Annotated in this window: 20 protein-coding genes; 12 read left to right on the top strand and 8 right to left on the bottom strand. The window is 56.7% G+C overall.

The features are described from left to right. Nucleotides 1–174: 174 nt before the first annotated feature. The 5 genes from LVJ83_RS10100 to LVJ83_RS10080 all read left to right on the top strand — a co-directional run bounded on the left by LVJ83_RS10100 (nucleotide 175) and on the right by LVJ83_RS10080 (nucleotide 4,775). The gene (locus LVJ83_RS10100) at nucleotides 175–1,404 is read left to right on the top strand and encodes a multidrug effflux MFS transporter (RefSeq protein WP_244787735.1); all 1,230 of its coding nucleotides are present in this window, start codon (nucleotides 175–177) and stop codon (nucleotides 1,402–1,404) included. A gap of 131 nt (nucleotides 1,405–1,535) precedes the next feature. Continuing rightward, nucleotides 1,536–2,618 carry a prephenate dehydratase gene (gene pheA / locus LVJ83_RS10095; protein WP_425316000.1) on the top strand — a complete coding sequence of 361 codons (1,083 nt, stop codon included), beginning with the start codon at nucleotides 1,536–1,538 and terminating at the stop codon, nucleotides 2,616–2,618. Between the two features lie 170 nt (nucleotides 2,619–2,788). Beyond that, on the top strand, nucleotides 2,789–3,391 hold the full coding sequence (locus LVJ83_RS10090) for an LOG family protein (protein WP_244784372.1): 603 nt from the start codon (nucleotides 2,789–2,791) through the stop codon (nucleotides 3,389–3,391). After that, the gene (locus LVJ83_RS10085) at nucleotides 3,388–4,167 is read left to right on the top strand and encodes a Rossmann-fold NAD(P)-binding domain-containing protein (protein WP_244784371.1); all 780 of its coding nucleotides are present in this window, start codon (nucleotides 3,388–3,390) and stop codon (nucleotides 4,165–4,167) included. Before LVJ83_RS10090 ends, LVJ83_RS10085 begins: the two co-directional genes overlap by 4 nt. Nucleotides 4,168–4,196: 29 nt before the next feature. After that, a complete protein-coding gene (locus LVJ83_RS10080; RefSeq protein ID WP_244784370.1) occupies nucleotides 4,197–4,775 on the top strand; it encodes an SCP2 domain-containing protein in 579 nt (192 codons plus the stop codon). A 167-nt stretch (nucleotides 4,776–4,942) separates the two neighbouring features. On the opposite strand, the gene LVJ83_RS10075 is transcribed toward LVJ83_RS10080, so the two are convergent. Further along, nucleotides 4,943–5,113 (bottom strand): hypothetical protein, encoded by a 171-nt coding sequence (locus LVJ83_RS10075; protein ID WP_244784369.1) that lies wholly within the window; start codon nucleotides 5,111–5,113, stop codon nucleotides 4,943–4,945. A 215-nt stretch (nucleotides 5,114–5,328) separates the two neighbouring features. Between LVJ83_RS10075 and LVJ83_RS10070 the strand changes: the two genes are divergently transcribed. Further along, complete coding sequence (locus tag LVJ83_RS10070) at nucleotides 5,329–6,192, top strand: alpha/beta hydrolase family protein (protein WP_244784368.1); 864 nt, start codon at nucleotides 5,329–5,331, stop codon at nucleotides 6,190–6,192. A 437-nt stretch (nucleotides 6,193–6,629) separates the two neighbouring features. Here LVJ83_RS10070 and LVJ83_RS10065 read toward each other — a convergent pair whose 3' ends face one another. Both LVJ83_RS10065 and tkt read right to left on the bottom strand, forming a co-directional pair. Beyond that, the gene (locus tag LVJ83_RS10065; RefSeq protein WP_244784367.1) at nucleotides 6,630–7,193 is read right to left on the bottom strand and encodes a DUF2062 domain-containing protein; all 564 of its coding nucleotides are present in this window, start codon (nucleotides 7,191–7,193) and stop codon (nucleotides 6,630–6,632) included. A gap of 258 nt (nucleotides 7,194–7,451) precedes the next feature. Then, nucleotides 7,452–9,437, bottom strand: coding sequence for a transketolase (gene tkt / locus LVJ83_RS10060; RefSeq protein WP_244784366.1), 1,986 nt, complete (start codon nucleotides 9,435–9,437; stop codon nucleotides 7,452–7,454). Between the two features lie 194 nt (nucleotides 9,438–9,631). Here tkt and LVJ83_RS10055 point away from each other — a divergent pair, with 194 nt between their 5' ends. The 5 genes from LVJ83_RS10055 to LVJ83_RS10035 all read left to right on the top strand — a co-directional run bounded on the left by LVJ83_RS10055 (nucleotide 9,632) and on the right by LVJ83_RS10035 (nucleotide 16,420). Beyond that, nucleotides 9,632–11,116, top strand: a complete 1,485-nt coding sequence (locus tag LVJ83_RS10055) for an FAD-linked oxidase C-terminal domain-containing protein (protein ID WP_244784365.1) — start codon at nucleotides 9,632–9,634, stop codon at nucleotides 11,114–11,116. A 206-nt stretch (nucleotides 11,117–11,322) separates the two neighbouring features. Next, the gene (locus LVJ83_RS10050; protein ID WP_280515236.1) at nucleotides 11,323–11,643 is read left to right on the top strand and encodes a DUF817 family protein; all 321 of its coding nucleotides are present in this window, start codon (nucleotides 11,323–11,325) and stop codon (nucleotides 11,641–11,643) included. Further along, nucleotides 11,628–12,710 (top strand): glycolate oxidase subunit GlcE, encoded by a 1,083-nt coding sequence (gene glcE, locus LVJ83_RS10045; RefSeq protein ID WP_244784363.1) that lies wholly within the window; start codon nucleotides 11,628–11,630, stop codon nucleotides 12,708–12,710. Before LVJ83_RS10050 ends, glcE begins: the two co-directional genes overlap by 16 nt. A 79-nt stretch (nucleotides 12,711–12,789) precedes the next feature. Continuing rightward, on the top strand, nucleotides 12,790–14,013 hold the full coding sequence (gene glcF / locus LVJ83_RS10040) for a glycolate oxidase subunit GlcF (protein WP_244784362.1): 1,224 nt from the start codon (nucleotides 12,790–12,792) through the stop codon (nucleotides 14,011–14,013). A 229-nt stretch (nucleotides 14,014–14,242) separates the two neighbouring features. Beyond that, entirely contained in the window at nucleotides 14,243–16,420 is a 2,178-nt protein-coding gene (locus LVJ83_RS10035) for a malate synthase G (protein WP_244784361.1), read from the top strand. An 80-nt stretch (nucleotides 16,421–16,500) separates the two neighbouring features. Here LVJ83_RS10035 and rng read toward each other — a convergent pair whose 3' ends face one another. From rng to LVJ83_RS10010, 5 genes are all read right to left on the bottom strand, one after another. Further along, nucleotides 16,501–17,994 carry a ribonuclease G gene (gene rng / locus LVJ83_RS10030; RefSeq protein WP_244784360.1) on the bottom strand — a complete coding sequence of 498 codons (1,494 nt, stop codon included), beginning with the start codon at nucleotides 17,992–17,994 and terminating at the stop codon, nucleotides 16,501–16,503. A 480-nt stretch (nucleotides 17,995–18,474) separates the two neighbouring features. Continuing rightward, nucleotides 18,475–19,080, bottom strand: a complete 606-nt coding sequence (locus LVJ83_RS10025) for a Maf family protein (protein ID WP_244784359.1) — start codon at nucleotides 19,078–19,080, stop codon at nucleotides 18,475–18,477. A gap of 190 nt (nucleotides 19,081–19,270) precedes the next feature. Further along, entirely contained in the window at nucleotides 19,271–20,119 is an 849-nt protein-coding gene (locus tag LVJ83_RS10020) for an SDR family NAD(P)-dependent oxidoreductase (protein WP_244784358.1), read from the bottom strand. 69 nt (nucleotides 20,120–20,188) lie between these two features. Next, nucleotides 20,189–21,229, bottom strand: coding sequence for an ABC transporter ATP-binding protein (locus tag LVJ83_RS10015; protein WP_244784357.1), 1,041 nt, complete (start codon nucleotides 21,227–21,229; stop codon nucleotides 20,189–20,191). Beyond that, nucleotides 21,226–22,836: an ABC transporter permease gene (locus LVJ83_RS10010; RefSeq protein WP_244784356.1), complete on the bottom strand. Its 1,611-nt coding sequence runs from the start codon at nucleotides 22,834–22,836 to the stop codon at nucleotides 21,226–21,228. The genes LVJ83_RS10015 and LVJ83_RS10010 overlap by 4 nt, the downstream gene beginning before the upstream one ends. Nucleotides 22,837–23,234: 398 nt before the next feature. Here LVJ83_RS10010 and LVJ83_RS10005 point away from each other — a divergent pair, with 398 nt between their 5' ends. Further along, nucleotides 23,235–24,227 carry a Fe(3+) ABC transporter substrate-binding protein gene (locus LVJ83_RS10005; RefSeq protein ID WP_244784355.1) on the top strand — a complete coding sequence of 331 codons (993 nt, stop codon included), beginning with the start codon at nucleotides 23,235–23,237 and terminating at the stop codon, nucleotides 24,225–24,227. Nucleotides 24,228–24,712: the final 485 nt, after the last annotated feature.

The raw sequence follows: 24,712 nt of genomic DNA, 5'->3' as shown, positions 1-24,712 counted from the left end.
TTCTGACCATTCGTTTATGCGGGATTTCTATGAATAGGCATCAAACGGCCCGCCTCCGGTGTTGATCAACATGCTTTCAGGCCGTCTGAAAAACGCGTATAATTCAAGCAGTTTCTAAATATGTTTCTGTTGATGCGGCCGCCTTCGGGCGGCTTGCCGTTTTTGAAAGACACCATGACCCAAGCCCCGCAAACGCTGAGCGACAAGCAGATGGCCACTTTATTGGCGCTGCTGGTGGCCATTATGCCGTTTTCCGTTGATGCCTATCTGCCGGCGATTCCCTCGATGGCCGAGGCGCTCGGCGCCAATATCCACCGTATCGAGCAAAGTTTGAGCACATTTATGTTCGGCGTGGCGGCGGGGCAGCTGGTGGGCGGTTCGATTTCCGATATCAAAGGGCGCCGCGTGGTGGCGTTGAGCGGCCTGTTGGTGTATATCGCCAGCGTAATCGGCTTAACGCTGATTCATTCGGTTGAGCAATTGTTGCTGCTGCGGATGGTGCAGGCATTTGGCGCCGGCATGACCGTGGTGGTGGTGGGCGCGGTTGTGCGCGACAATTATGAAGGGCGGCAGGCGGCGCAGATGTTTGCATTAATCGGCATCATCATGATGGCGGCGCCGCTGGTGGCACCGATGTTGGGCGCGGCCTTGCAGGCTTTGGGCGGCTGGCGGCTGATTTTTGCTTTCTTAGCCGTGTATGCCTTGGTGGTGTGGGGCTTGCTTTACCGCTTTTTGGCCAAGCCGGTGCACACCGATAAAATCGGCCGCGGCATTTTCGGTAAAGTGGCCGGGCGCTACCGGCAAGTGCTGCGCACCACGCCGGCGCTGGGTTTTTTGTTTTTTCAGGCATTCAGCTTTTCATCGATGTTTGTGTTTTTAACCGAATCATCGTTTGTGTATATGAACCTTTACGGCGTGTCGGCGCACGCGTATGCCTGGATTTTCGGCCTGAACATCATTACCATGGGCACGTTTAACCGGATAACGGCCTGGAAGTTGAAAACCGGCAGCGATGCGCAAGATATTTTAAAATGGGGCATCATTATCCAGTTTGCCGCCAATGTGCTGATGCTGGCGGCGGTGCTGCTGCAAGGCCAGCCACCGCTTTGGTGGCTGGTGGGCTGCGTGATGCTGTCGGTGGGCACGCAAGGCTTGATTACCGCCAACACACAGGCCTGCTTTATGGGCTATTTCAAGGCCGAAGGCGGCAGCGCCAATGCGGTGCTGGGGGTGTGCCAATCGCTGATTGGCGCGGCTGTGGGCATGCTCACCACTTGGCTGCACAACGGCACGCCGCAGGTAATGGCGGGCATGATGCTGGCCTCTACCGTGTGCGGTATTGTGTTGCTGCTGGCATTTTCACGGCAAGCCTGGCAGCCTTCGCGCCGCAGCGGATTTCATTAACCGTGTGTTTGAAAAACCAGCTTGAGGCCGTCTGAACGCCGATTTGCAAAATCAAACGTTCAGACGGCCTTTCTTTAATGATAAAATGCCCGCTTATTCCCATTAAAAGCCAATCCAATAAAAGGAATGCCATGTCTGCCGATGATAAACTGTTGCCGCACCGCCAAGCCATTGATGAAATCGACCTTGCTGTGTTGCGCCTGCTCAACGAACGTGCCGCGCACGCACGTGCCATCGGCGAATTGAAAGGCACCGGTGCGGTTTACCGGCCTGAGCGCGAGGCCGAAGTCTTGCGCCGTATTCAGGCATTAAACCCCGGCCCCTTGCCGGGCGAGGCGGTGGCACGGCTGTTTCGCGAGGTGATGAGCGAATGTCTGGCGGTAGAACGCCCGCTCACAATTGCCTATCTCGGCCCCGCCGGCACCTTTACACAGCAGGCGGCCATCAAACATTTCGGCCATGCCGCCCTCACATTGGCCTGCAACACGGTAGACGAAGGCTTCCGCCTGGTGGAAGCGCGCCAGGCCGATTATGTGGTGGCGCCGGTGGAAAATTCTACCGAAGGGTCGGTAGGGCGGACGCTGGATTTATTGTCTACCTCGCCGTTGCGCGCCTGCGGCGAAGTGGTGTTGCGCATTCATCATCATTTGCTGCGCAAAAGCAGCAACGATATGCACGGCATCACCCGGGTGTATGCTCATGCACAGGCGCTGGCGCAATGCCATGAATGGCTGAGCCGCAACCTGCCCGATGCCATGCGTATTTCCGTGTCGAGCAATGCCGAAGCCGCCCGCATGGCTGCCGAGAGCGACGATACATCAGTGGCCGCGATTGCCGGCCAAACCGCCGCCGAGCTTTACCGGTTGGCCAAAGTGGCCGACAATATCGAAGACGAGCCCAATAACACCACCCGCTTTTTGGTGCTCGGCCATCAAGATACCACCGCCACCGGCCGCGACAAAACCTCGATGGTGGTGTCTACCCCCAATAAAGCCGGCGCAGTTAATGCGCTGTTGCGGCCGTTTACCGAGCAAGGCATTTCGATGACCAAATTCGAGAGCCGCCCCAGCCGTTCGGGCTTGTGGGACTACCTTTTCTTTATCGACATCGAAGGTCATGAAAGCGAACCGAGGGTGCAGGCGGCATTGTCGGCGCTGAACGAACGCGCTTCATTTGTGAAAATTATCGGCGCATATCCGCAGGCCGTATTGTAGTGTTCAGACGGCCTTTGCCGTTATCAACAGAATAAATACAGCGGTTGCACTGAATCATCATACGAGGCAGCAGGCCGAAGGCAGTGTGGCGGCCGGGCGGGATAATAAAGTAGGATGCTTCAGTGCAACGGCCATAGCCATTAACAAACCGTAATCAGAGTGTAAGCAGCATGAAAAACATCGTTGTATATTGTGGCTCCAATCTCGGCAATACCCCGGCCTATTATCAAGCCGCCTGCGATATGGGCAAAGCCATTGCCGCCCGCGGCAGCCGCGTGGTGTATGGCGGCGGCAAAATCGGCCTGATGGGCACCGTGGCCGATGCGGCCATGCAGGCCGGCGGCGAGGTAATCGGCGTGATTCCCACTTTTTTGCGTGAAAAAGAAGTGGCCCACACCGGCCTGACCCGGCTGATTGAAACGCCCGACATGACCACCCGCAAAAATCAGATGATTGCGCTGGCCGATGCCTTTATCGCCATGCCCGGCGGCTTGGGCACTTACGAAGAATTGTTTGAAGTGCTCTCGCAGGCGCAATTGAGGCTGCACGACAAGCCTGTGGGCGTGTTGAACATCAACGGCTTTTTCGATGCGCTGCTGGCGATGATGCAGCAAACCGCCGACGCCGGCTTTATGCCGCAAGCCAATATGAGCCTGTTGTGTGTGGCCGAAACCCCGGCGCAACTGTTGCAGGAAATGGCAGCCTACCGCTTTGTTGAAGCGCAAAAATGGGTAACCCCGAGCTGGCAGAATGCTGCCGAAAGCACATCATGAATGCGCCCGATGCCGCCATTTTGGGCATGGGCTATTTAGGCCGGCCGCTGGCGGAAAAGCTGTTTGAACAAGGCAGCCGCGTGGCCGCGCTCAAACGCAGGCTGACATCGGACGACATCAACCTGCCCGTCGCGCTTGATACCGCCGATTTGAACCGTGTCGGGGTTTTTCAAGAAGCCTTTTGGCAGCAGCATTGGGCGGATAAACCCGTGTGGATCTGCCTGTTGCCGCCTTCTGCGCTAAACGATTATCCCGCCGTTATCGGCGGCTGGCTGGCGCTGGCACAGCAGTTTGGCGTGCAGCATATTGTGTATGCGGGCAGCATCAGCGTGTATGGCGACGGCGAACGGGTGTGCGACGAACACAGCCCGCCGCAGCCGGCCACTGCCGGCGCTGTCAACATTATGGCCGCAGAGCAGCTGTTGTTGCAAAGCGGCGTGCCCCATATTGATATTTTGCGGCTGGGCGGCCTTTATTGCGCCCAACGCCATCCGCTGACCAGCCTGCTCAAACGCAGCAGCATCGCTGGTGCGCACCGTCCGGTAAATATGCTGCACCGTGGTTGGGCAGTGGCCGCGCTGTATCAGGCGGCCTGCACGCCGGGCGGCATCCGCGTCCGCAATATCGTGGAGCCGCAACACCCGCCCAAACATCAGTTTTACCGTGCCGAAGCGGCCAAACTCGGCCTGCCCGAAGCTGCTTTCGATATGGCCGACCGCAGCGGCGGCAAAACCGTGACCACTGCTTTTGATGATTTTACAATACAGGCCGTCTGAAACATTCAGACGGCCGCTAGGAGCCGCATATGCTTGCCCTGCCCATAATCAACCACCTGATTCAGCAAAACCGCGAAACCCAGGCCGTGCTGGCGGGATATAACGGTATCGTTGTGGCCGTGAACGCCGCCGGGTTGCACATCAAAGGCCGTTTTAACGCCGAGGGTTTTCTCGAAGCCAGCGAGCGCGCCGCCGATGCGGAAATCACGTTTCAGCATTCGGCGCTGCAAAAAGTGCTGCAAGGGCAAACGCCGGGCGTGGGCGATGTGGCGCTGGCAGGCGATACCGCCCTGGCTTTGGCCTTGCTGCCGCTGTTGGGCAGCCTGCGTTATTATGCCAACGACGATTTGAGCCGTTTGTTTGGCGATGCCGTTGCCGGCGGCATCAGCGCACGCACCGCGCAGGTGGCGCAAACATTGAAGCAAATCGGCCAAAGCCTGATGGGGCAGCTGGGCGACTACGCCCGCGAGCCGGAAGCGCCGGTGATTACCCGTGAAGAGTTTGAAGCCTGGACCGCCGAAGTCGACCGCCTGCGCGACGATGTTGCCCGCTTGCAGGCGCGGATGGACAAATGGGCATCATCACCGCCGCCGCAAATGATGAAATGAATAAAAAGTGATGCGGCGTTGCTGCCTTGTTGTATTGTTTGCGGATTGCTGCTTTGTATCACTTTTTTGCTCAATTTCACTATCGATTATTTATTGAGACTATTTGTTGATGCATTCGCCACGCAGATTGAATAGAATCATGCTAAAGGCCGTCTGAAGCTTTTTGTTCAGACGGCCTTTAGCATGATATCGTTTTGGTGTGTTTGCTTTAGGGTGTCCTGACCATTCGATTTACGGGTGTATTTTGCCCCTGAAAACGCCTCTGCTGCGTCAAAAAGCCTCGCAAGATGTTCAATCTTGCTGCGTTTTTTGCCTGGCATCTGCATTTTCAGGGGCAAAAATCCCCTCCTAAACGAATGGTTAGGACACCCTGGCAGCCAAGTTGCCGGATCCCGGCGATCTGTTTTATAGTAATCCTATTCATAAAAGTAAGCGAACAAGGCGGCGAGCCGAAGACAGCACGCACGGCAAGGCGAGCCAACGCCGTTAGGTTATTTTTATGGATGGGTATGAAACCGCAAAGCCCGACCACCCCGCAAACAAGGAGCCGCCAATGAGCGCACAGACAGAAGATATTGCCATCAACACCGCCAACGGCGGCGTGCTGGCGGCAACGGTGTTTTACCCGCCCGGTGAAGTGCGTGCGGCCGTGATGCTGGCGCCGGCGACCGGCATGTTGCGCCGCTTTTACCGCCCGTTTGCCGAATATCTGGCCGCGGCAGGCTATGCGGTAATCACGTTCGACAATCAAGGTTTGGGTGGCTCGCTGCACGGCGCGGTGAAAGATTCGCAGGCATCGCTGGTGAGCTGGGGGCAAAACGATATGCCGGCGGTGCTCGATGAATTGCAGCAGCTCTTTCCCGGTGTTTCCCACCATCTGATCGGCCACAGCGCCGGCGGTCAGCTGATCGGGCTGATGCCCAATGCCGGCGGCTTGAAATCAGTGTTTAACGTGGCCTGCTCTTCCGGCTCGGTGCGCAATATGGCGATGCCGTTTCGCGCTAAGGCGGCGTTTTTTATGCGTGTGTTTATGCCGCTTTCCAATGCCGTGTTCGGCTGCGCCCGCAATCAATGGTTGGGCATGGGCGAAACGCTGCCGCGCGGGGTTGCCCGCGAATGGAGCGAATGGTGTAACGGCAGCGGCTATGTGAAAATGGCACTGGGCAAAACGGTGCACACACATCTTTACGACACGCTGGCGATGCCCTCGTTGTGGCTGCATGCGCCGGATGATGATATTGCTACTGAAAAGAATGTTAAGGAAATGATGGCCGTGTTCAGCGCCATGCCGTCTGAACGGTTGCTGTTGCAGCCCGCCGATTACGGCTTGCGGCATATCGGCCATATGAAATTTTTCAGCCGCCAATCGCAGCAGTTGTGGGCGCTGGCGGTCGAATGGCTGGGCAAACATGCCTGAGATGTGCCGGCAAGATGGAGATGCACGGTAGAGCAGGATGGCCTGCCGTGCATTTTTTTAATGAGGAAAACGCGGGCTGGCTGCTGTGTATGACGATGAAGTCAAACAGCTATAAAATATAATGACAGGCCGTCTGAAAAGTTTCAGACGGCCTTTTGCACGTTTAGAGTTTTCGTGAACAGAACCCACGCCATACCCTATAGGCCGGATTCTCAAATCTGACATTTTTCAGACGGCCAAAATCATTTGCAATCACAAGAACATCAAACCATTTGTCGGATACAAGTGTTTGATATTTTGTATGATGATGAAGTTAAACGGTTATAAACAAGATGAGAGGCCGTCTGAAAAAGGTTCAGACGGCCTCTCATCATGGGCGGCGTATTTTGGTTTTGCCTGTTTGCTATCGGAAATTTTTCAGTGCATAACACGATATTTTAAGGCTCATGGCGCTGAGGGCTGATCCGTGCGGCGGCACGCTGTTTGCGCACGTTTTGGCGGCGGTGGATGCGCCAGCGCCAAATCAGTTGCACCAGCACATAGCCGGCCAATGCCAGCAGGGCGCCGATGGTTAATACTCCGGCGGCCAGCGGTGCGCCGAAGCGGGCGGCCCAGGCGGCGGCTTGCTGCCAAAAACCGGCATCGTCCAGCGCCGGCATCACCAGCTCGGTCAGCGGCATGCTGCCGTAGAGCAGCCAGCTGCCGAGTTTGTAGGCGGCCACATACAGCGGAATCAGTGTGAGCGGGTTGGTGTAGAGGGTGCTGAACAGAGCGATGGGCAGATGGGTGCGTAAAAAGTAAGCCAACACCAGCGCAAAGCAAAATTGTGTGGGCGCGGGCAGCATGCCGCAAAACAGGCCGATGGCTACCGAAAGCGCCACTTTGTCGCGCTTGAAGGCCCAGTATTCGGGCTTGTCAAACAAATGGGCGAAGGGTTTGAAAAAGCGTGAGGCGAAAATTTTTTCACGGGTGGGGAGCTTGTGTTTCCAGCGTTTGAGCATGTGTATTTCGGCAGGGTTTTGTGGTTGTTGTCTGAGGGTTATTGTAATGAAATTTAGCAGATTACGGGGGGTGCCGAGGCGGAAAAGCGGCGCTTTTGCGGGTTTTTACTTTGCGGGCAAACAGATGACGGAGCCGGTTTGTTGCCAAACGGGGATAGCGCACAAGCCGATGCAGATAAAAATACAGCAAGCAAAGGCCGTCTGAAACTTTTCAGACGGCCTTTGTTGATATTTAAATAATTGATATTTAAAGATTAATTATAAAACATTTTTTACCACTTCCACCACGTGGTCGACGGTGAAGCCGAATTCTTTAAACAATTCTTCCGCCGGTGCCGATTCGCCGAAACGGTTGAGGCCGATAACCGCGCCGTTTAAGCCCACATATTTGTACCAGCCGTCGGTCACGCCGGCTTCTACAGCGATGCGCGGCAGGTTTTGCGGCAATACGCTGCTTTGGTATTCGCCATCCTGTTGGTCAAACACATTGGTAGAGGGCATCGACACCACGTTCACAAACACGCCTTGTTCGGCCAACACGGTTTGCGCGTTTAAGGCCAATTCTACTTCGGAGCCGGTGGCGATAATCACGGCTTGTGCCTCGCCGCCTTCAGCTGCGCGAATCACGTAGCCGCCGCGTTTGATGTCGGCAAGCTGTTGTTCGCTGCGGGCGATAAACGGCAGGTTTTGGCGGCTGAAAATCAGGCAGCTCGGGTGGTCGGCGGCTTTGGCGGCCTCGCTCCAGGCAATCAGCGATTCGGCGGTGTCGCACGGGCGCCATACGGCCATGTTGGGAATCAGGCGCAGGGTAGCGGTTTGCTCGACCGGCTGGTGGGTGGGGCCGTCTTCGCCAAGACCGATAGAATCGTGGGTAAACACGAAAATCGGGTTGGTTTTCATCAGCGCGGCCATGCGCAGGGCGTTGCGGCAGTATTCGCTGAACATCAGGAAGGTGGCGCCGAAAGGCTTCACGCCGCCGTGCAGGGAGAGGCCGTTCATAATGGCCGCCATGCCGAATTCGCGCACGCCGTAGTGGATATAGTTGCCGCCGCTGTGGGGGGTAACGGCGACGCTGTTTGACCAGTCGGTGAGGTTGGACGGGGTCAAATCAGCCGAACCGCCGACAAATTCGGGCAATACTTCAGCCAGAATTTCGATGCTGTTTTGACTGGCTTTGCGGGTGGCGATTTTTTCAGCTTTGTCGCACACGGCTTTCAAGGCCGTCTGAACGTGTTGCTCGAAATTGTCGGGCAGCTTTTTATCCATGCGGCGGGTGAATTCGGCGGCTTCGGCGGGGAATTTGGCTTGGTATTGCGCAAACAGCTCGTTCCACTCGTTTTCCAGTTTGGCGCCCTTTTCTTTGGCATTCCAGCCGTCATACACTTCTTGCGGCACTTCAAACGCGCCGTAATTCCAGCCCAAATGTTTGCGCGTGGCTTCCAATTCTTCCGCGCCCAGCGGTGCGCCGTGGGTTTTGTGGCTGCCTTCTTTAGTGGCTGCGCCTTTACCGATAAGGGTTTTGCAGCAGATGATGGAGGGTTTGCCGGTTTCGGCGCGGGCGGCTTCGATGGCGGCTTTCAGTGCAGCGGTGTCGTGGCCGTTGACGTTCGGCACCACATGCCAGCCGTAGCTTTCGAAGCGCCCGGGAATGTTTTCGGTAAACCAGCCGTCTACCTTACCGTCGATGGAGATGTTGTTGTCATCATACAAAACCACCAGTTTGCCCAAGCCCAGCGTGCCGGCGAGCGAGCAGGCTTCGTGCGACACGCCTTCCATCAGGCAGCCGTCGCCCATAAAAACATAAGTGTGGTGGTCGACAATATTCAGGCCGTCTTTATTAAACTCTTCGGCCAGCAGTTTTTCGGCCAGCGCAAAACCCACCGCATTGGCAATGCCTTGTCCCAGAGGGCCGGTGGTGGTTTCCACACCGTCGGTGTAGCCGTATTCGGGGTGGCCGGGTGTTTTGCTGTGTAATTGGCGGAAGTTTTTCAAATCATCAATAGAAACATTGTAGCCGGTGAGGTGCAGCAGGCTGTAGAGAATCATCGAGGCGTGGCCGTTGGACAAGACAAAACGGTCACGGTTGTAGAATTTGGGGTTGGCGGGGTTGTGGTTTAAAAACTGCGTCCACAACACTTCGGCCATCTCGGCCATGCCCATCGGCGCACCGGGGTGGCCGGAATTGGCTTTTTGTACAGCGTCGGCGGAGAGGAAGCGGATGGCGTTTGCCAGTTGAGAAGCCATTGGGATACCTTTTTATTTGGAGGGTAGAGATGCCGATTATCGCCTGATTCGGTTTGTCTTTCAAGCTGCAAACCGTCTTCAGACGGCCTGAGGGCGGCTGTATCCGATGGTTAAAAGCTGTTATGATTACACTCAGTTTCAACAGGCCGTCTGAAGCCTTTTCAGACGGCCGTCCAACCCATATAAGGAAACGTATGGAACCGCAAGCGCGCGCGCCGCTTTCTGAGGCGCAACGGGAAACTTTGCTGGCCACTTTGCGGCAGGAATGGCAAGGGCTGCACTTTCTGACCGAATTATCTGAAATCACGCCGTATGAATGTGATGCGCTGGCGGCGTTTACGCAACTGCCGTTGGGCGTGGTGCTGCCGGCTGATGAGGCGCAAGTGCAAACCGTGTTGAAAACCTGTATGCGCTTGGGCGTGCCGGTGGTGCCGCGCGGTGCGGGCACGGGGCTGGCGGGCAGCGCGATGCCCACGCCCGGCGGCATTGTGTTGTCGACCGCCAAGCTGAACAATATCCTCAACGTCAATCCGCAGGCGCGCACGGCCACGGTGCAGCCGGGCGTGCGCAATCTGGCGATTTCTGAGGCTGCGGCGCCGCACGAGCTTTATTATGCGCCCGACCCGTCGAGCCAGCTGGCATGCAGCATCGGCGGTAATGTCAACGAAAATTCCGGCGGCGTGCATTGTTTGAAATACGGGCTGACCGTCAACAATGTGTTGAAAGTGCGTGCGGTGACCATGGATGGCAGCGTGATTGAATTGGGCGGCGGGGGCTATGATGCGCCGGGGTTGGATTTGCTCACCGTGTTTGTCGGCAGCGAGGGTATGTTTGCGGTGGTGACCGAAGTGGTGGTAAAACTCGTGCCCAAGCCGCGCACGGCGCAGGTGATTATGGCCAGCTTTGATGATATGGGCAAAGCGGGTGATGCCGTTGCCGCCGTGATTGCCGCCGGTATTATCCCCGCCGGGCTGGAAATGATGGACGGCCCCGCCACCCGCGCCATCGACAGCTACCTGAAAATCGGCTACGACACCCGCGCCGAAGCGATTTTATTGTGCGAATCAGACGGCACGCCCGAAGAAGTGGCCGAAGAAATCGCGCGCATGATTGCCGTATTCGAGCAAAGCGGTGCGATTCGGATTCAAGTGTCGCGCAATGAAATCGAGCGGCTGGCGTTTTGGTCGGGGCGAAAAAATGCCTTTCCCGCCGCCGCGCAAATGGCGCCCGATTATTACTGCATGGACGGCACCGTGCCGCGCCGCTACATCAGCACGCTGTTGCGCAGCATCGCCAAAATGGAAGAAAAATACGGGCTTCAGTGCATCAATGTGTTTCATGCCGGCGACGGCAATATGCACCCGCTGATTCTGTTTGATTCTGCCGCGGGGCAATGGCCGCAGGCCGAAGCGTTTGGCGCCGATATTTTGGAAGAATGTGTGCGCCTCGGCGGCACCATCACCGGCGAACACGGTGTGGGCATTGAAAAAATCAACGGCATGTGTGTGCAGTTTTCCGAAGCCGAACGTGAGGCGTTTTGGGGCGTGAAATTCGCGTTCGACCCCAGCGGCCTGTTGAACGCCGATAAAGCCATTCCCACCAAAAACCGCTGTGCCGAATACGGGCGTATGCATATTCCGCGCGGGGCGATGAAGTTTCCCGAATTGGAACGGTTTTAGTTTTCAGACGGCCTTGGGTGTCATGGCCATTCGTTTATGGAGGGATTTTCAGGGGCAAAATACACCTATAAATCAAATTGTCAGGATACCCTAGGCTGCAAAAATGAATATAGCGCAGGCTCTGCCCGCGAATCTTAAGTTTTGAGCGATAAGCGCGTGTGATATTGCTGGGTTGGCAGATGTTTTAGTGGGCGGCGGCTTTCGCGCTGGGGCTGTATGCGCGCACCACCGTGTATTTCAAGCCTGATGACCGCAAACACAAAATGCCGCTGCTGCCGGCTTTTGTGTTGATCGGCTTTTTTATCTGGCCGGCGGAAAATATCAGCATCTTTGCCGGCATTTGGCAGTATCCCAACCAAATCGGCGCGTGGTCGGCGGCGCATATCAGCAAATGGAGCGCGTGGTCGATGCCGGTGATGATGACTTTTACCATCGTGGCGAATTTACAACACATCAAACACACCATTGCGGTTTCAAAAAGATTGAGGCCGTCTGAAAAGAAAACGATATTATGGAACATACCCTGACCCGAATGCGCGAGCAGATTCTGAATGCTGCCCGCGACCATATTCCGCTCACTATACGCGGCGGCGGCACGAAAGATTTTTACGGCGAGGCGGCGCGGCCCGATAATGCCGAGATGTTGGATACCCGCGAACACAGCGGCATCGTGGCTTACGACCCCGCCGAGCTGGTTATCACCGCCCGTGCCGGTACGCCGCTGGCCGAAATTGAAGCGGCCTTGGCCGAAAGCCGCCAAGTATTGCCGTTTGAGCCGCCGCATTTCGGCAGCGGCGCCACCATCGGCGGTGCGGTGGCGGCAGGTTTGGCCGGGCCGCGGCGGGCGCATGCGGGCGCGGTAAAAGATTTTGTGCTCGGCGCGCGGCTGCTCGACGGCAAGGGCGGATATCTGCATTTTGGCGGCACGGTGGTGAAAAACGTGGCCGGTTATGATGTGGCGCGGCTGTTGGCCGGTTCGCTCGGCACGTTGGGCGTAATGACTGAAGTGTCGCTGAAAGTGTTGCCGCAGCCGTTTGCAGAGGCCACCCTGCAATTTGAAAGCAGCGCCGCCGAAGCCGTGCCCAAGCTCAATGCGCTGATGGGGCAGCCTTTTCCGCTTACCGCCGGTTTTTGGGCAGACGGCATCTTGAGCCTGCGCCTATGCGGCACCGAAGCCGGTGTGCAAACCGCTGTCGGCCTGCTCGGCGGCGAGCGTATGGATGAAGCCGTTTCGCGCGACTGGTGGCGTTTGGTGCGCGAACAGGCGCGGCCTGAGTTTAGCTTGGCCGAGGGCGAGCGGCTGTGGCGCATTTCTGTGCCCGATACCGCGCCGGTGGCGGTGGCCGAGGGCTTGGCGGCGATGGAGTGGGGCGGCGGCCTGCGCTGGTATCGCAGCGGTGCGGCGGCGCAAGAAATGCGCGCGTTGGCACAAAACGCCGGCGGCCATGCCACTTTGTTCCGCGGCCGGGCGGCGGCAGGCGAAACCGTGTTCACGCCGCTGCCCGAGGCCGTGCTGGCGATTAACCGGCGCTTGAAACAGCACTTCGACCCGAGCGGTATTTTCAACCCGGGCAGAATGTATCCCGATTTTTAAGGCCGTCTGAAACGGTTTGGGAAAAAGTTAAAGAGAATTCATCAAGATAACTGAATACCCACTTTAAAAGAACACCACCATGCAAACCAATTTGGCTGATTTTATTAAAAACACGCCCGAGGGCAAAGTGGCCGACGAGATTTTGCGCAACTGCGTGCATTGCGGCTTTTGCACCGCCACCTGCCCCACCTACCAGCTCACCGGCGATGAGCTCGACGGCCCGCGCGGGCGCATTTACCAAATCAAGCAACTGCTCGAAGGCATGAACGCCACGCCGCAGATGCAGCTTCACCTCGACCGCTGCCTCACCTGCCGCAGCTGCGAAACCACCTGTCCGTCGGGGGTGCAGTATGGCCATCTGGCGGATATCGGCCGCCACGAAATCGAAAAACAGCTCGGCCGGCCGCCGCTGGAAACCTTCAAACGCGAAACTTTGCGCCGGCTGATGCTCAACCGCAGCGTTTTCGAACACAGCTACCGCCTGGCGCAAGCGCTGCGGCCGTTGCTGCCGCAGGCGCTCCGCGGCAAAGTGATGGCCAAAAAAGCGGCAGGGCAGGTGCCGCAAGCCGTGCACGGGCGCAAAATGGTGATGCTCGAAGGCTGTGTGCAGCCGGGCATGTCGCCCAATATCAACAACGCCACTTTGCGTGTGCTCGACAAGCTCGGTATCCAGCTGCTGCGCCCGCAAAATGCCGGCTGCTGCGGTGCGGTCAATCTGCACATGAGTGTGCAAGAAAAAAGCCTCAATGATATGCGCCGCAATATCGATGCTTGGTGGCCGCTGCTGGAAGCGGGTGCGGAGGCGGTGTTAATCAACGCTTCGGGCTGCGGTGCAACCGTGAAAGAATACGGCCGCCATTTGCGCCATGACCCGCAATATGCAGACAAAGCCGCCCGAATCAGTGCCGCCGCAAAAGACATTGTCGAAATACTGGCCGGCGAAGCGGCGCACATCCGCACCAAAATGAAAACCGATGCGCCCCCGCAAACGCTGGCCTACCATCCGCCCTGCACATTGCAACACGGCCAGCAGCTCAAAGGCAGCGTGGAAGCTTTGTTTGCCGAATTGGGCATGACCGTGCTGCTGCCGCAAGACGCGCATTTGTGTTGCGGCTCGGCAGGCACATATTCTTTTTTCCAGCCCGAATTGTCGCAACAATTGCGCGACAACAAATTAGGCCGTCTGAACGCGCTCAAACCTGATGTGGTTTTATCGGCCAATATCGGCTGCATCGCCCATTTGGGCAGCGGCACGGCCACGCCGGTGATGCATTGGATTGAGTATCTCGATGCATTGATGTAATCGTATCGGCATAACCCGGCTGTGTTTCGAAGTAGAGCCGTTATTCTATGGCAAATTTTCTGTAGCCGTGTGAAACCCATTGTTGGAAAAAATGTTTTTTCAGACGGCATGTTGCTGAAAAGTCGCTTTCGGGCTATGGATTATTCAGGCAAATAGTGGTATTTTCGTGTCAGGCTTTCACGATTCAGTGGGGGCGTATGAGAAAAAAAGAACACAGGAGAACTTCAAGATGGCATACAGCTACACCGCCGCCGCTGATTTGCAGGTGGACAATCATTTATATCAATTTATCGAAAACGAAGTACTGGCCAAGCATCCGCACGTGCAATCGGCCGAATTCTGGCAGGGCTTCTCTGATTTGGTGCACAAATTTGCACCGCTCAACCGCGATTTGCTCGAAAAGCGCGACCGCATTCAGATGCAGATCGACCAATGGCACCGCAACAACCCCGGCCCGGTTGTCGATTTGGCTGCCTACAAAACATTTCTGAACGAGCAGGAATATCTGGTTGATACACCACTTGAATTTAAAGTATCCACCGAAAACGTCGACCGCGAGCTGGCCGAGCAGGCCGGGCCGCAGCTGGTAGTGCCGATTAACAACGCCCGCTATGCGCTCAACGCCGCCAACGCCCGCTGGGGCAGCCTTTATGATGCGCTGTACGGCACCGACGCGATCGATCAGAGCGGTGATTTGGCACCGGGCAAAGGGTATAACCCCGTGCGCGGCGATGCCGTGATTGCGTTTGCCCGCGATGTGTTGGACTACAGCATTCCGCTGGCCGCCGGCAGCCATAAAGACGTCGTGGCTTATCAGGTGGTGTCAGGCCGTCTGAACGCCAAACTGAAAGACGGTAGCGAAACCGGCTTGGCCGCGCCCGAATTATTTGCAGGCTACAACGGCAGTGCCGATGCGCCGACATCGTTATTGTTTTTACACAACGGCCTGCACATTGATATCTTAATCGATAAAAACAGCCCCATCGGCGCACAAGACCCGGCGGGCGTGAAAGACGTGATTCTCGAAGCCGCACTTTCCACCATTATGGACTGTGAAGACTCGGTAACCGCCGTAGACGGCGAAGACAAAGCGCTGGTGTATGCCAACTGGCTCGGCCTGATGAACGGCACGCTGGCGGAAGAAGTGAGCAAAGGCGGCCAAACCTTCACCCGCGCGCTCAATCCCGACCGCGAATACACCGCGCCCGACGGCAGCGGCACCTTCAAGCTGCCCGGCCGCTCGCTGCTGTTTATCCGCAATGTCGGCCACCTGATGACCACGCCGGCGGTGTTGGACAAACACGGCAACGAAGTGCCCGAAGGCATACTCGACGGCGTGATGACCGCGCTGATTGCACCTTTCGATCTGGAGCGCAGCGAAAACACCAACAGCCGCTCCGGCTCGGTGTATATCGTGAAACCGAAAATGCACGGCCCTGAAGAAGTGCGGTTTGCCAACAACTTGTTTGAATTTATCGAAGTGCTGACCAAGCTGCCGAAGAATACTCTCAAAATGGGCATTATGGACGAAGAACGCCGCACTTCGGTGAACTTGGCCGCCTGTATTTACGAAGCGCGCGAACGCGTGGTGTTTATCAACACCGGCTTCCTCGACCGCACCGGCGATGAAATGCACACCTCGATGCTGGCCGGCGCGATGGTGCGCAAGGGCGACATGAAGGCGAGCAAATGGATTCAGGCTTATGAATTGAACAACGTGCAAGTCGGCCTGCAATGCGGCCTGCCCGGCAAAGCGCAAATCGGCAAAGGCATGTGGGCGATGCCCGACATGATGGCCGAAATGCTCAAGCAGAAAATCGGCCACCCCAAATCAGGTGCCACCACCGCTTGGGTGCCGTCGCCCACCGGCGCCACCCTGCATGCGCTGCATTATCATCAGGTCAATGTGTTTGACGTGCAAAAAGAATTGCTGGCGCAAGAGCCGAAAGCCTATCTTGATGATTTGCTCACCATTCCGCTGGATGCACAGCGCGATTGGTCGGCCGAAGACATTCAGCAAGAACTCGACAACAACTGCCAGGGCATTCTCGGCTATGTGGTGCGCTGGATCGAGCAGGGCGTGGGTTGCTCGAAAGTGCCCGATATCCATAACGTCGGCCTGATGGAAGACCGCGCCACGCTGCGTATTTCCAGCCAACACATCGCCAACTGGCTGCTCCACGGCGTGGTCAGCGAAGCGCAAGTGCGCGAAACGCTGGCGCGCATGGCCGGTGTGGTCGACGGCCAAAACGAAGGCGATCCTTTCTACACGCCGATGGTTGGTCGTTTCGATTCCTCCCCCGCTTTCCTAGCCGCCTGCGATTTGGTGTTCCGCGGCACGCAACAGCCCAACGGCTATACCGAGCCGCTGCTGCACCATTGGCGTAAAGTGGCTAAAGCGCAGTAATTATTCTGCATAGCAAAGGCCGTCTGAAACAGGGTTTCAGACGGCCTTTTTTATTGATTTGGGATGGTGGTGAATGGGTATCACAGCAACACAATATCGTATTGCTCCTGCGTATAAGCCGTTTCCACCGCCAGTGAAATCGGTTTGCCGATAAAATCAATCAGCATGGCCAGCGATTGTGATTCTTCGTCGAGAAACAGATCAATCACATTGGGCGCGGCCAGGATGCGGAAGCTTTGGGCATCGTAGCGGCGGGCTTCGCGCACGATTTCGCGCTGGATTTCGTAGCACACGGTTTGAGCGGTTTTCAGATGGCCTCTGCCTTGACAGGTGGGGCAGGGCTCGCACAATACGTGGTTGAGGTTTTCGCGGGTGCGCTTGCGGGTGAGCTCGACCAAGCCGAGGCTGGTGAAGCCGTTGAGGGTAACGCGGGTGCGGTCGAAGCCCAACGCTTTGGCCAGCTCCTGCAACACGGCTTCGCGGTGAGCGTCGAGCGTCATATCGATAAAGTCGATGATGATGATGCCGCCGAGGTTGCGCAGGCGCAGCTCGCGGGCGATGGTGTGGCAGGCTTCGAGGTTGGTTTTGAAAATGGTTTCATCAAAATTGCGGGCGCCCACAAAGCCGCCGGTGTTCACATCGATGGTGGTCATGGCTTCGGTGGCTTCGATAATCAGATAGCTGCCGAAATTGAGGTTGACGCGCGGTTGCAGGGCGCGGTTGATTTCCTGCTCGATGTTGTGGGTTTCAAACAGCGGGCGGTCGCCTTTGAAAAGCTGGATTTTATCGACCGCGCCCTGCACGTATTGCTCGGCAAATTCGCGCATGCGCTGGTGGTTTTCTTTAGAATCGACCAAAATTTCGCGGGTGTTGTCGTTAAACATATCGCGCAACACGCGCAATGAGAGCGGCAGATCTTGATAGAGCAGCGTTTCGGGCGGGCGGGTTTTGGATTGGTGGCGGATATTCGCCCACACTTTGGTGAGGTAGTCGATATCGGCCTGCAATTCGGCATCGGTGGCGGTTTCGGCGCTGGTGCGGATGATGTAGCCGTGGCTGGCATCGGCCGGCAGCAGGTTGTTGAGCCGCCCGCGCAGGCTGTTGCGCTCGTTTTCGTCTTCGATGCGTTGCGAAATGCCGATGTGGTCGTCTTGCGGCAGGTGCACGAGAAAGCGCCCGGCCAGCGAAATCTGTGTGGAAAGGCGCGCGCCTTTGGTGTTAATCGGGTCTTTAATCACTTGCACCAGCACCGACTGCCCTTCAAACAGCATATGTTCGATGCGCTGCGTTTCATCGGGGTTTTGGCGCTGTTCGAGCACATCGACAATGTGCAGAAACGCTGCGCGCTCCAGCCCGATATCGATAAACGCGCTCTGCATGCCGGGCAAAACGCGCCGCACCACGCCCAGATAGATATTGCCCACCAGGCCGTGGCCGCTGTTGCGCTCGATGTGCAGCTCGCAGATGTTGTTTTCTTCGAGCATGGCCACGCGCGTTTCCTGCGGCGTGATGTTGACCAGCACGGTTTCGGGCGGGCGCACGATGTCTTTGGGCAGGGGAATACCGGATAACATATTAACATCCTGAAATTTTTAAAATAGTTTTGCCATCGGTTCTCAAACGGCGAAAGCGGATGGCAAAAATATTTTCAAGGCGCGCATATCCGTTCACAAAAGCAAGTGAGCAAGGCGGCGGGCCGAAGGCAATACAGGCGCCGGCGGCCGGAAAACAGCATGGCCGGTAAGATTTTGAAATCTGCCTACTATACGCGAAATCAAGGCTTGATGCCAACCCGAAAAGCCGTGGCGGTTGTGGGGTTGATACTCATTCACAAAAGTCAGCGAACAAGACGGCGAGCCAACGCTGTTAGGTTATTTTTGTGAATGGGTATTTTTGATTTCAGACGGCCTGAACCAATATAAGGCCGTCTGAAAACGGGTGTGGAAAAAAATGTTTCGGTTTCAGACGGCCTACACGGATTACGGATTATCAGGCTTCAGATTATCCGACGGGCAAACGCCGTCTGCAAAAATAATGCCTGTCAAACGCACAGATCAGGCCGTCTGAAACGGCGGCACGTTTAGGCCGAATGATGCCAGCAGGCCGACAGTTTCATAAACAGGCAGCCCCATCACGCCGGTGAAACTGCCGTGCAAATCGGCCACAAAGATGCCGCCGAGGCCTTGTATGCCGTAAGCACCGGCTTTGTCTGCCGGCTCGCCGCTGTTGATGTAGGCATCGATTTCGGCGGTGCTCAAGTTTTTAAAGCGTACATCGCTTTGCTGTACGACACTTGAAGTTTGCCCCTGCCAATGCACGCACACGGCGGTGAGCACTTGATGCACGCTGCCCGACAGTTGTTGCAGCATGTTGCGGGCATCGGCGGCGGATTCGGGTTTGCCGAGAATGCAGTTGTTTAAGGCCACCGTGGTGTCGGCGGTGAGCACGGGGTATGCCGGCGCGCCCTCGTGCGCCTTCTGCCATTGCGCTAAGGCGGCGGCGTTTTTTTCACGCGCCATGCGGATGACGTAATCGCCGGCCGGCTCGCTTGGGTGGGGCGTTTCATCAATGTCGGCGCTCAGGCGGATAATCGTGTAGCCGAGGTTTTCGAGAATTTGGCGGCGGCGCGGGCTGCCGGAAGCAAGGTAGAGTGTTTGCATGGGGTTTTTTAACGTGAGTTCAAGATAAGTTATGAGATATGGTAAAACTCAAATCAATGCATCACAAGCGGATAAGCGCAAGCGGGTGTGCGCAAGAGGGTGCAAATGCCGTTCATCGGCTTGATGATGCGCTGCTTTGATATCGCCAAAGTGGGTTGCTGCAAGCAGTCATACCCATTCACAGGCGGCATTAATGATTGTTGCCTTGCCCGCTCACCGCAGCCCGTTGCACCGCATCGAGCCAGCGTGTGGGCAGCAGCCGTTTCAAATACCAAAACACCTGTGTGGGCAGGGTAACGCGGTAGCGCGGTTTGGGCTTGGCGGCGGTGAGCGCTTTCACGCATACGGCGGCGCAATCGGGCGAACTCATGGTAAACGGCGCGGCATCGCCTTTGGCTTCGAGGCGGTTGAGCTGGGCGCGGTAGCTGTCGGCGTGGATGCTGGCGCCGATATCGATATATTGGCGGAATTTTTCCAAGGCGTTGGGGCGGAAACGGGTGGCAATCGGCCCGGGCTCGACCAGGCTCACAAAAATACGGCTGCCGTGGGTTTCGTGGCGCAAGGTGTCGCACAGGCCTTCGAGGGCGAATTTGCTGCTGTTGTAGGCACCGCGCCAGGGCATGGCGGCAAAGCCCAGAATGCTGCTGTTGACCAAAATGCGCCCGTGCCCTTGGCGGCGGAAGGTTTTCATGGCGTGGGTAATGCATTCCCACGCGCCGAATACGTTGGTGTCGAACTGCTGGTGCAGGGCAATGCGCGGGATGTCTTCGACTGCGCCCACTTGGCCGTAGCCGGCGTTGCAAAACAGCGCATCGAGCCGGCCGCCGGTGGCGCTGAGAATGTGTGCAAAAGCCGCTTCGATTTGGGCGCTGTCGGTGACGTCGAGGCAGAGTGCGTCGGTGAGGCCCTCGCTGTGCAGGCGCGCCACATCTTCGGCACGGCGGCAGGAGGCAAATACACGCCAGCCCAGTGCGTGCAGCTGTTTGGCGGTGTCGTAGCCGATGCCGCTGGAGCAGCCGGTAATCAGAATGGTGTTCATAGGATTGTGCCTAAGGTTTTCAGACGGCCTTTGTATCATATATTCAGGCCGTCTGAAACGATTAGGCTGTTAAGTGCGCGGAAATGCAATCAGATTTTCCAACTCCAGCCGGATACCGATGCGGCTGCCGATGGGGTGGTCGTGGTGGCCGGGCACGTGGGCGAGCACGGTTTCGCCGCTGTCGAGCTTGAGCGTGTAGATAAAATAGCTGCCTTTGAAATCTTTATCCGACACCTCGGCTTGAAACGGGCTGGCATCATCGTGCACCACATCATCGGGGCGCAGCAGCACATCCACTTCGCGGCAGCTTTGGCAGTGGTGCGGCACGGTGCCGCAGAATTCGCCCACTGCCAGGCGCACGCAGTTGCTGCCGCTTATCTGCCCGCGCAGCAATACGCCTTGGCCGATAAAGGCAGCGATGTCGCGGGTGGCGGGATGGTGGTAGAGATTGTAGGGCGTGTCCCATTGTTGCAGACGGCCTGCTGCCATGATGCCGATTTTGTCGGCCATGGCAAAGGCTTCCTGCTGGTCGTGGGTAACCAGAATGGCGCTGGTGTTTTCCTGCTTGAGCAGCGCGCGCACTTCTTTAGACAAGCGGGTGCGCAAATCGGCATCGAGATTGGAAAACGGCTCGTCGAGCAAAATCAAATCGGGTTTGGGGGCGAGCGCACGGGCCAGCGCCACGCGTTGCTGCTGGCCGCCGGAGAGTTGGTGCGGATAATGACGGCCGTAATCGGGCAGACCCACCAGTTGCAATAATTCGGCGACACGGGCGCGTCGGCGGGCGGCAGGTTGGCGGTTTAGGCCGAAGGCGATGTTGTCGGCCACATTCAGATGCGGAAACAAGGCGTAATCTTGAAACACCATGCCGATGCGGCGCAAGTGCGGCGGGATAAAGCTTTGGCCGTCTGAAAGAATACGCTGCCGCAGCGCAATCAGGCCGCTGTCGGGCTGCTCAAATCCGGCAATGGCGCGCAGGGCGGTGGTTTTGCCGCAGCCGGAATGACCGAGCAGGCAGGCGGTTTCACCTTGTTGCAGGGTGAGGTTGAGACCTTGCAGAATGGCCGCCGTATCAAAAGAGAGATGAACATTGTTTATTTCTAAAATCATCGGTTCGGCTCCGAGCGCGAAAACAAAATCACAGGCACCAGGCCGGTGAGTACAATCAATAAGGCGGGCAGGGCGGCGTTGGCGTATTGGCCTTCAGCCGTAAAGGCATACACGCGCACGGCCAGCGTGTCCCAGTCATACGGGCGCGTCATCAGCGTGATGGGCATTTCTTTCATCATGTCGACAAACGCCATCAACACCGCCGTGCCCAGCGCGCCTTTCAAGAGCGGCAGATACACACGCCGCAATACGCCGGAGCCGGTGCAGCCCAACGAGCGCGCCGCTTCGGCCTGGGCCGGGCTGATGCGCTCCAATCCGGCTTCTATTGCCGCATAACCCACCGCCAGAAAACGGATTAAATACGCTGCCAGCATCACCGCCAGCGTGCCTTTCAATATGCCGGTGGTGCCTTCGGGCAGGTGCAGCGATTCGATGAGCACATTATCCAGCCACGCCACCGGCACAAACACGCCCACCGCCAATACCGTGCCGGGAATGGCGTAGCCCAGCGTGGCGATGCGCGCGGCCACGGCGGCAAAACGGCTTTTGTCGGCGCGTTTGGCCAGTGCCAGCAGCAGAGCCGCGGCGGCCACCAGCAGCGCGGCCAGCAGCGAGGCGGCAAACGAATGCCAGGCTTGCAGCCACAATGAAGTGTTGAAACCGTCGTGCCAAGTATCGTAAGCCCACCACAATAATTGCAGCAGCGGAATAAAAAATGCTGCCGCTAAAATCAGGCCGCAATAAGCCGTTGCCAGCCATTTCAGACGGCCTGAAAGCGGTTTGCGCCGCTGCCGCTGCGCTTTGCCGGCCTGATGGTAACGGCGGCGGCCGCGGCTGAGTTGTTCCAGCGCCAACAGCACAAACACCGCCGTCACCAGCAGCGCGGCCAATTGTTTGGCGGTTTCGAGTGAGAAAAAGTCAAACCAGGCCTGATAAATGGCGGTGGTGAAAGTGTCGTAGCCGAACACCGATACCGTGCCGAAGTCGGCCAGCGTTTCCATCAGCGCCAATACCGTGCCGCCGGCAATCCACGGCCGCGCCATCGGCAACGCCACTTTGAAAAACGCCTGCCCGGGCGACAAGCCCAGCGAAGCGCCTGCTTCCAGCGCCCGTTGCCCCATGCCCGCAAACGCATTGCGCGCCAGCAGATACACATACGGGTAAAACGTGAGGCTCATCACTGCGGTCAGCCCGAAGCCGTTGCGCACTTCCGGCAAGGCATGCTCTATGCCGTAATGTGTGCGCAACCAAGTATTGATGGGGCCGGTATAGTCAAACAAACCAAGCTGGGTAAAGGCCAATACATAAGCGGGCACTGCCAGCGGCAGCATCATCGCCCAAAAGAAAAAACGCCGCAGCGGAAACTCGTGCATGGTGGTGAGCCAGGCCGCGGATGTGCCCAAAAAAGCCACGCCGACACCCACACCGGCCGCCAGCAGCAAAGTATTTTTGATCAGCTCGGGCAATTGGAATTCGAGCAGAAACGCCCAGATTTCGGCGTCGAAATCACCTAAGGCCGCCATGATGACAGTAAGCGGAACCAGCACCAGGGCAATGCACAACAGCAGCCACATGCGGGCGGGAAAGGCGGAAAAAGCAACATTCATGGGTTCAGACGGCCTGTCGGTAAGGGGTGCGGTTTTGGCTGGCAAATTTGGTTTGTTGCCCGGGGTGTCCTGACCATTCGTTTACGAGGGGGATTTTTGTTCCTAAAAATGCAGATGCAAAGAAAAAACGCAGCAAGATAAACATCTTGCGAGGATTTTTAACGCAGCAGATGCGCTTTTGGGGCAAAATGCACTCTGAATCGAATAGTCGGGACACCCTAACGCCCCCTGCACATCAATCGATTAAAGCGCTTATTATCGTTTTGATTGCAGATGATGGCAAGAAAGAATACACGCTATTTCAAAGTAAATGATAATTTATATTGTTATTATAAGATTGTTGGTTTAGAATCCGCGTGTCAGGCAGTATCCGAAACCCGATTGCAAAGGAAAACAAAATGATGAAAAAAACCTTGGCCGCATCTGTGGCCGTGATGATGGCGGCGCCTGTGTTTGCCGATGAGCTGGTGGTGTATTCTTCGCGTGCCGACAATCTGCTCAAGCCGATTGTGGCCGAGTATGAAAAGAAAACCGGCACCAAAATCAAGCTGGTCAGCGATAAAGCCGGCCCGCTGATGGAAAAAATGAAAGCCGAGGGCAGCAACACCCCGGCCGATGTCTTGATTACCGTTGACGGCGGCAATTTATGGCAGGCCACCCAAATGGGCTTGCTGCGCCCGATTCAGTCGGCCACCCTCAAGGCCAATATTCCCGCCCACCTGCGCGACCCGAAAAACCAGTGGTACGGCTTATCTGTGCGCGCCCGCACCATTTTTTACAACACCGATAAAGTGAAGCCGGCCGAGCTTTCCACTTATGCCGATTTGGCCGATCCGAAATGGAAAGGCCGCCTGTGCCTGCGTACATCCGGCAATGTGTATAACCAATCGCTGGTGGGCACCATGATTGCCAACCAGGGCGCAGCAAAAACCGAGCAAATCGTGAAAGGCTGGGTCAACAACTTGGCAGTGGCGCCGTTTGCCAACGATACCGCCATGCTGGAAGCCATCGGCGCCGGCCGTTGCGATGTGGGCATTGCCAACACCTATTATTATGGCCGCCTGATGGACAAACAGCCCAATCTGCCCATCGGTATTTTCTTTGCCGATCAAAAAGCCAAAGGCACCCATGTAAACGTATCGGGCGCCGGTGTGGCCAAGTTCAGCAAACACCCGGCAGAAGCGCAAAAATTCATCGAATGGCTCAGCGGCAGCGAGGCGCAGAATCTGTTTGCCGACCTCAATCATGAATATCCGGCCAACCCGAAAATCAAGCCTGATCCGAAAGTGGCCAAATGGGGCAGCTTCAAGCAAGACGTGATTAACGTTTCCGTGGCCGGCAGCAACCAGAAGCGTGCCGTGATGCTGATGCGCAAGGCAGGTTACCGCTAATCGTTGTGAGTGTGATGCAGCAACAGGCCGTCTGAAATATTTTCAGACGGCCTGTTTTAGGGTGTCCTGATGTGTTGTTTATGAGGGGATTTTTGTTCCTGAAAATGCAGATGCCAGGCAAAAAACGCAGCAAGATTTGCACATCTTGTGAGGCTTTTTAACGCAGCAGATGCATTTTCAGGGGCAAAATACACCCGTAAATCGAATTGTCCGGGCACCCTAGTGTTGGCAGATACAGCCGTTATCACTTATCGTGAAATGAATAAAAAACGCGGCGGCAAGGCGAGCCAATGTGGTTGGCTTATTTTTGTGAATGGGTATTGTGTATTTTTCCGTAGACAGAGCCCGCGCGACCATGTTGCTCACCAATACCACGAACAGCGATGCCGAAGGTGTTGGTTGACGGCGGCGCTGGTTAAACGTTTGCCGATAGATTAAGGCCGTCTGAACGCTGTGAACGTGCGGTTTCAGACGGCCTTTCGCAA

The sequence above is a fragment of the Uruburuella testudinis genome, assembly GCF_022870865.1.
GTDB classification, from domain to species: domain Bacteria; phylum Pseudomonadota; class Gammaproteobacteria; order Burkholderiales; family Neisseriaceae; genus Neisseria; species Neisseria testudinis.
Note: the sequence above shows the minus strand (reverse complement) of the source record. Positions and strands in the feature narration are given on the sequence as shown.

Coding starts and splice junctions, on each gene's coding strand:
- rng (WP_244784360.1), bottom strand. CDS start 17,994: ATGTTATCCGGTATTCCCCTGCCCAAAGACATCGTGCGCCCGCCCGAA.
- LVJ83_RS10065 (WP_244784367.1), bottom strand. CDS start 7,193: ATGCTCAAACGCTGGAAACACAAGCTCCCCACCCGTGAAAAAATTTTC.
- tkt (WP_244784366.1), bottom strand. CDS start 9,437: ATGGCTTCTCAACTGGCAAACGCCATCCGCTTCCTCTCCGCCGACGCT.
- LVJ83_RS10025 (WP_244784359.1), bottom strand. CDS start 19,080: ATGCAAACACTCTACCTTGCTTCCGGCAGCCCGCGCCGCCGCCAAATT.
- glcE (WP_244784363.1), top strand. CDS start 11,628: ATGGAACATACCCTGACCCGAATGCGCGAGCAGATTCTGAATGCTGCC.
- LVJ83_RS10100 (WP_244787735.1), top strand. CDS start 175: ATGACCCAAGCCCCGCAAACGCTGAGCGACAAGCAGATGGCCACTTTA.
- LVJ83_RS10085 (WP_244784371.1), top strand. CDS start 3,388: ATGAATGCGCCCGATGCCGCCATTTTGGGCATGGGCTATTTAGGCCGG.
- pheA (WP_425316000.1), top strand. CDS start 1,536: ATGTCTGCCGATGATAAACTGTTGCCGCACCGCCAAGCCATTGATGAA.
- LVJ83_RS10010 (WP_244784356.1), bottom strand. CDS start 22,836: ATGAATGTTGCTTTTTCCGCCTTTCCCGCCCGCATGTGGCTGCTGTTG.
- glcF (WP_244784362.1), top strand. CDS start 12,790: ATGCAAACCAATTTGGCTGATTTTATTAAAAACACGCCCGAGGGCAAA.
- LVJ83_RS10020 (WP_244784358.1), bottom strand. CDS start 20,119: ATGAACACCATTCTGATTACCGGCTGCTCCAGCGGCATCGGCTACGAC.
- LVJ83_RS10055 (WP_244784365.1), top strand. CDS start 9,632: ATGGAACCGCAAGCGCGCGCGCCGCTTTCTGAGGCGCAACGGGAAACT.
- LVJ83_RS10005 (WP_244784355.1), top strand. CDS start 23,235: ATGATGAAAAAAACCTTGGCCGCATCTGTGGCCGTGATGATGGCGGCG.
- LVJ83_RS10035 (WP_244784361.1), top strand. CDS start 14,243: ATGGCATACAGCTACACCGCCGCCGCTGATTTGCAGGTGGACAATCAT.
- LVJ83_RS10080 (WP_244784370.1), top strand. CDS start 4,197: ATGCTTGCCCTGCCCATAATCAACCACCTGATTCAGCAAAACCGCGAA.
- LVJ83_RS10090 (WP_244784372.1), top strand. CDS start 2,789: ATGAAAAACATCGTTGTATATTGTGGCTCCAATCTCGGCAATACCCCG.
- LVJ83_RS10070 (WP_244784368.1), top strand. CDS start 5,329: ATGAGCGCACAGACAGAAGATATTGCCATCAACACCGCCAACGGCGGC.
- LVJ83_RS10015 (WP_244784357.1), bottom strand. CDS start 21,229: ATGATTTTAGAAATAAACAATGTTCATCTCTCTTTTGATACGGCGGCC.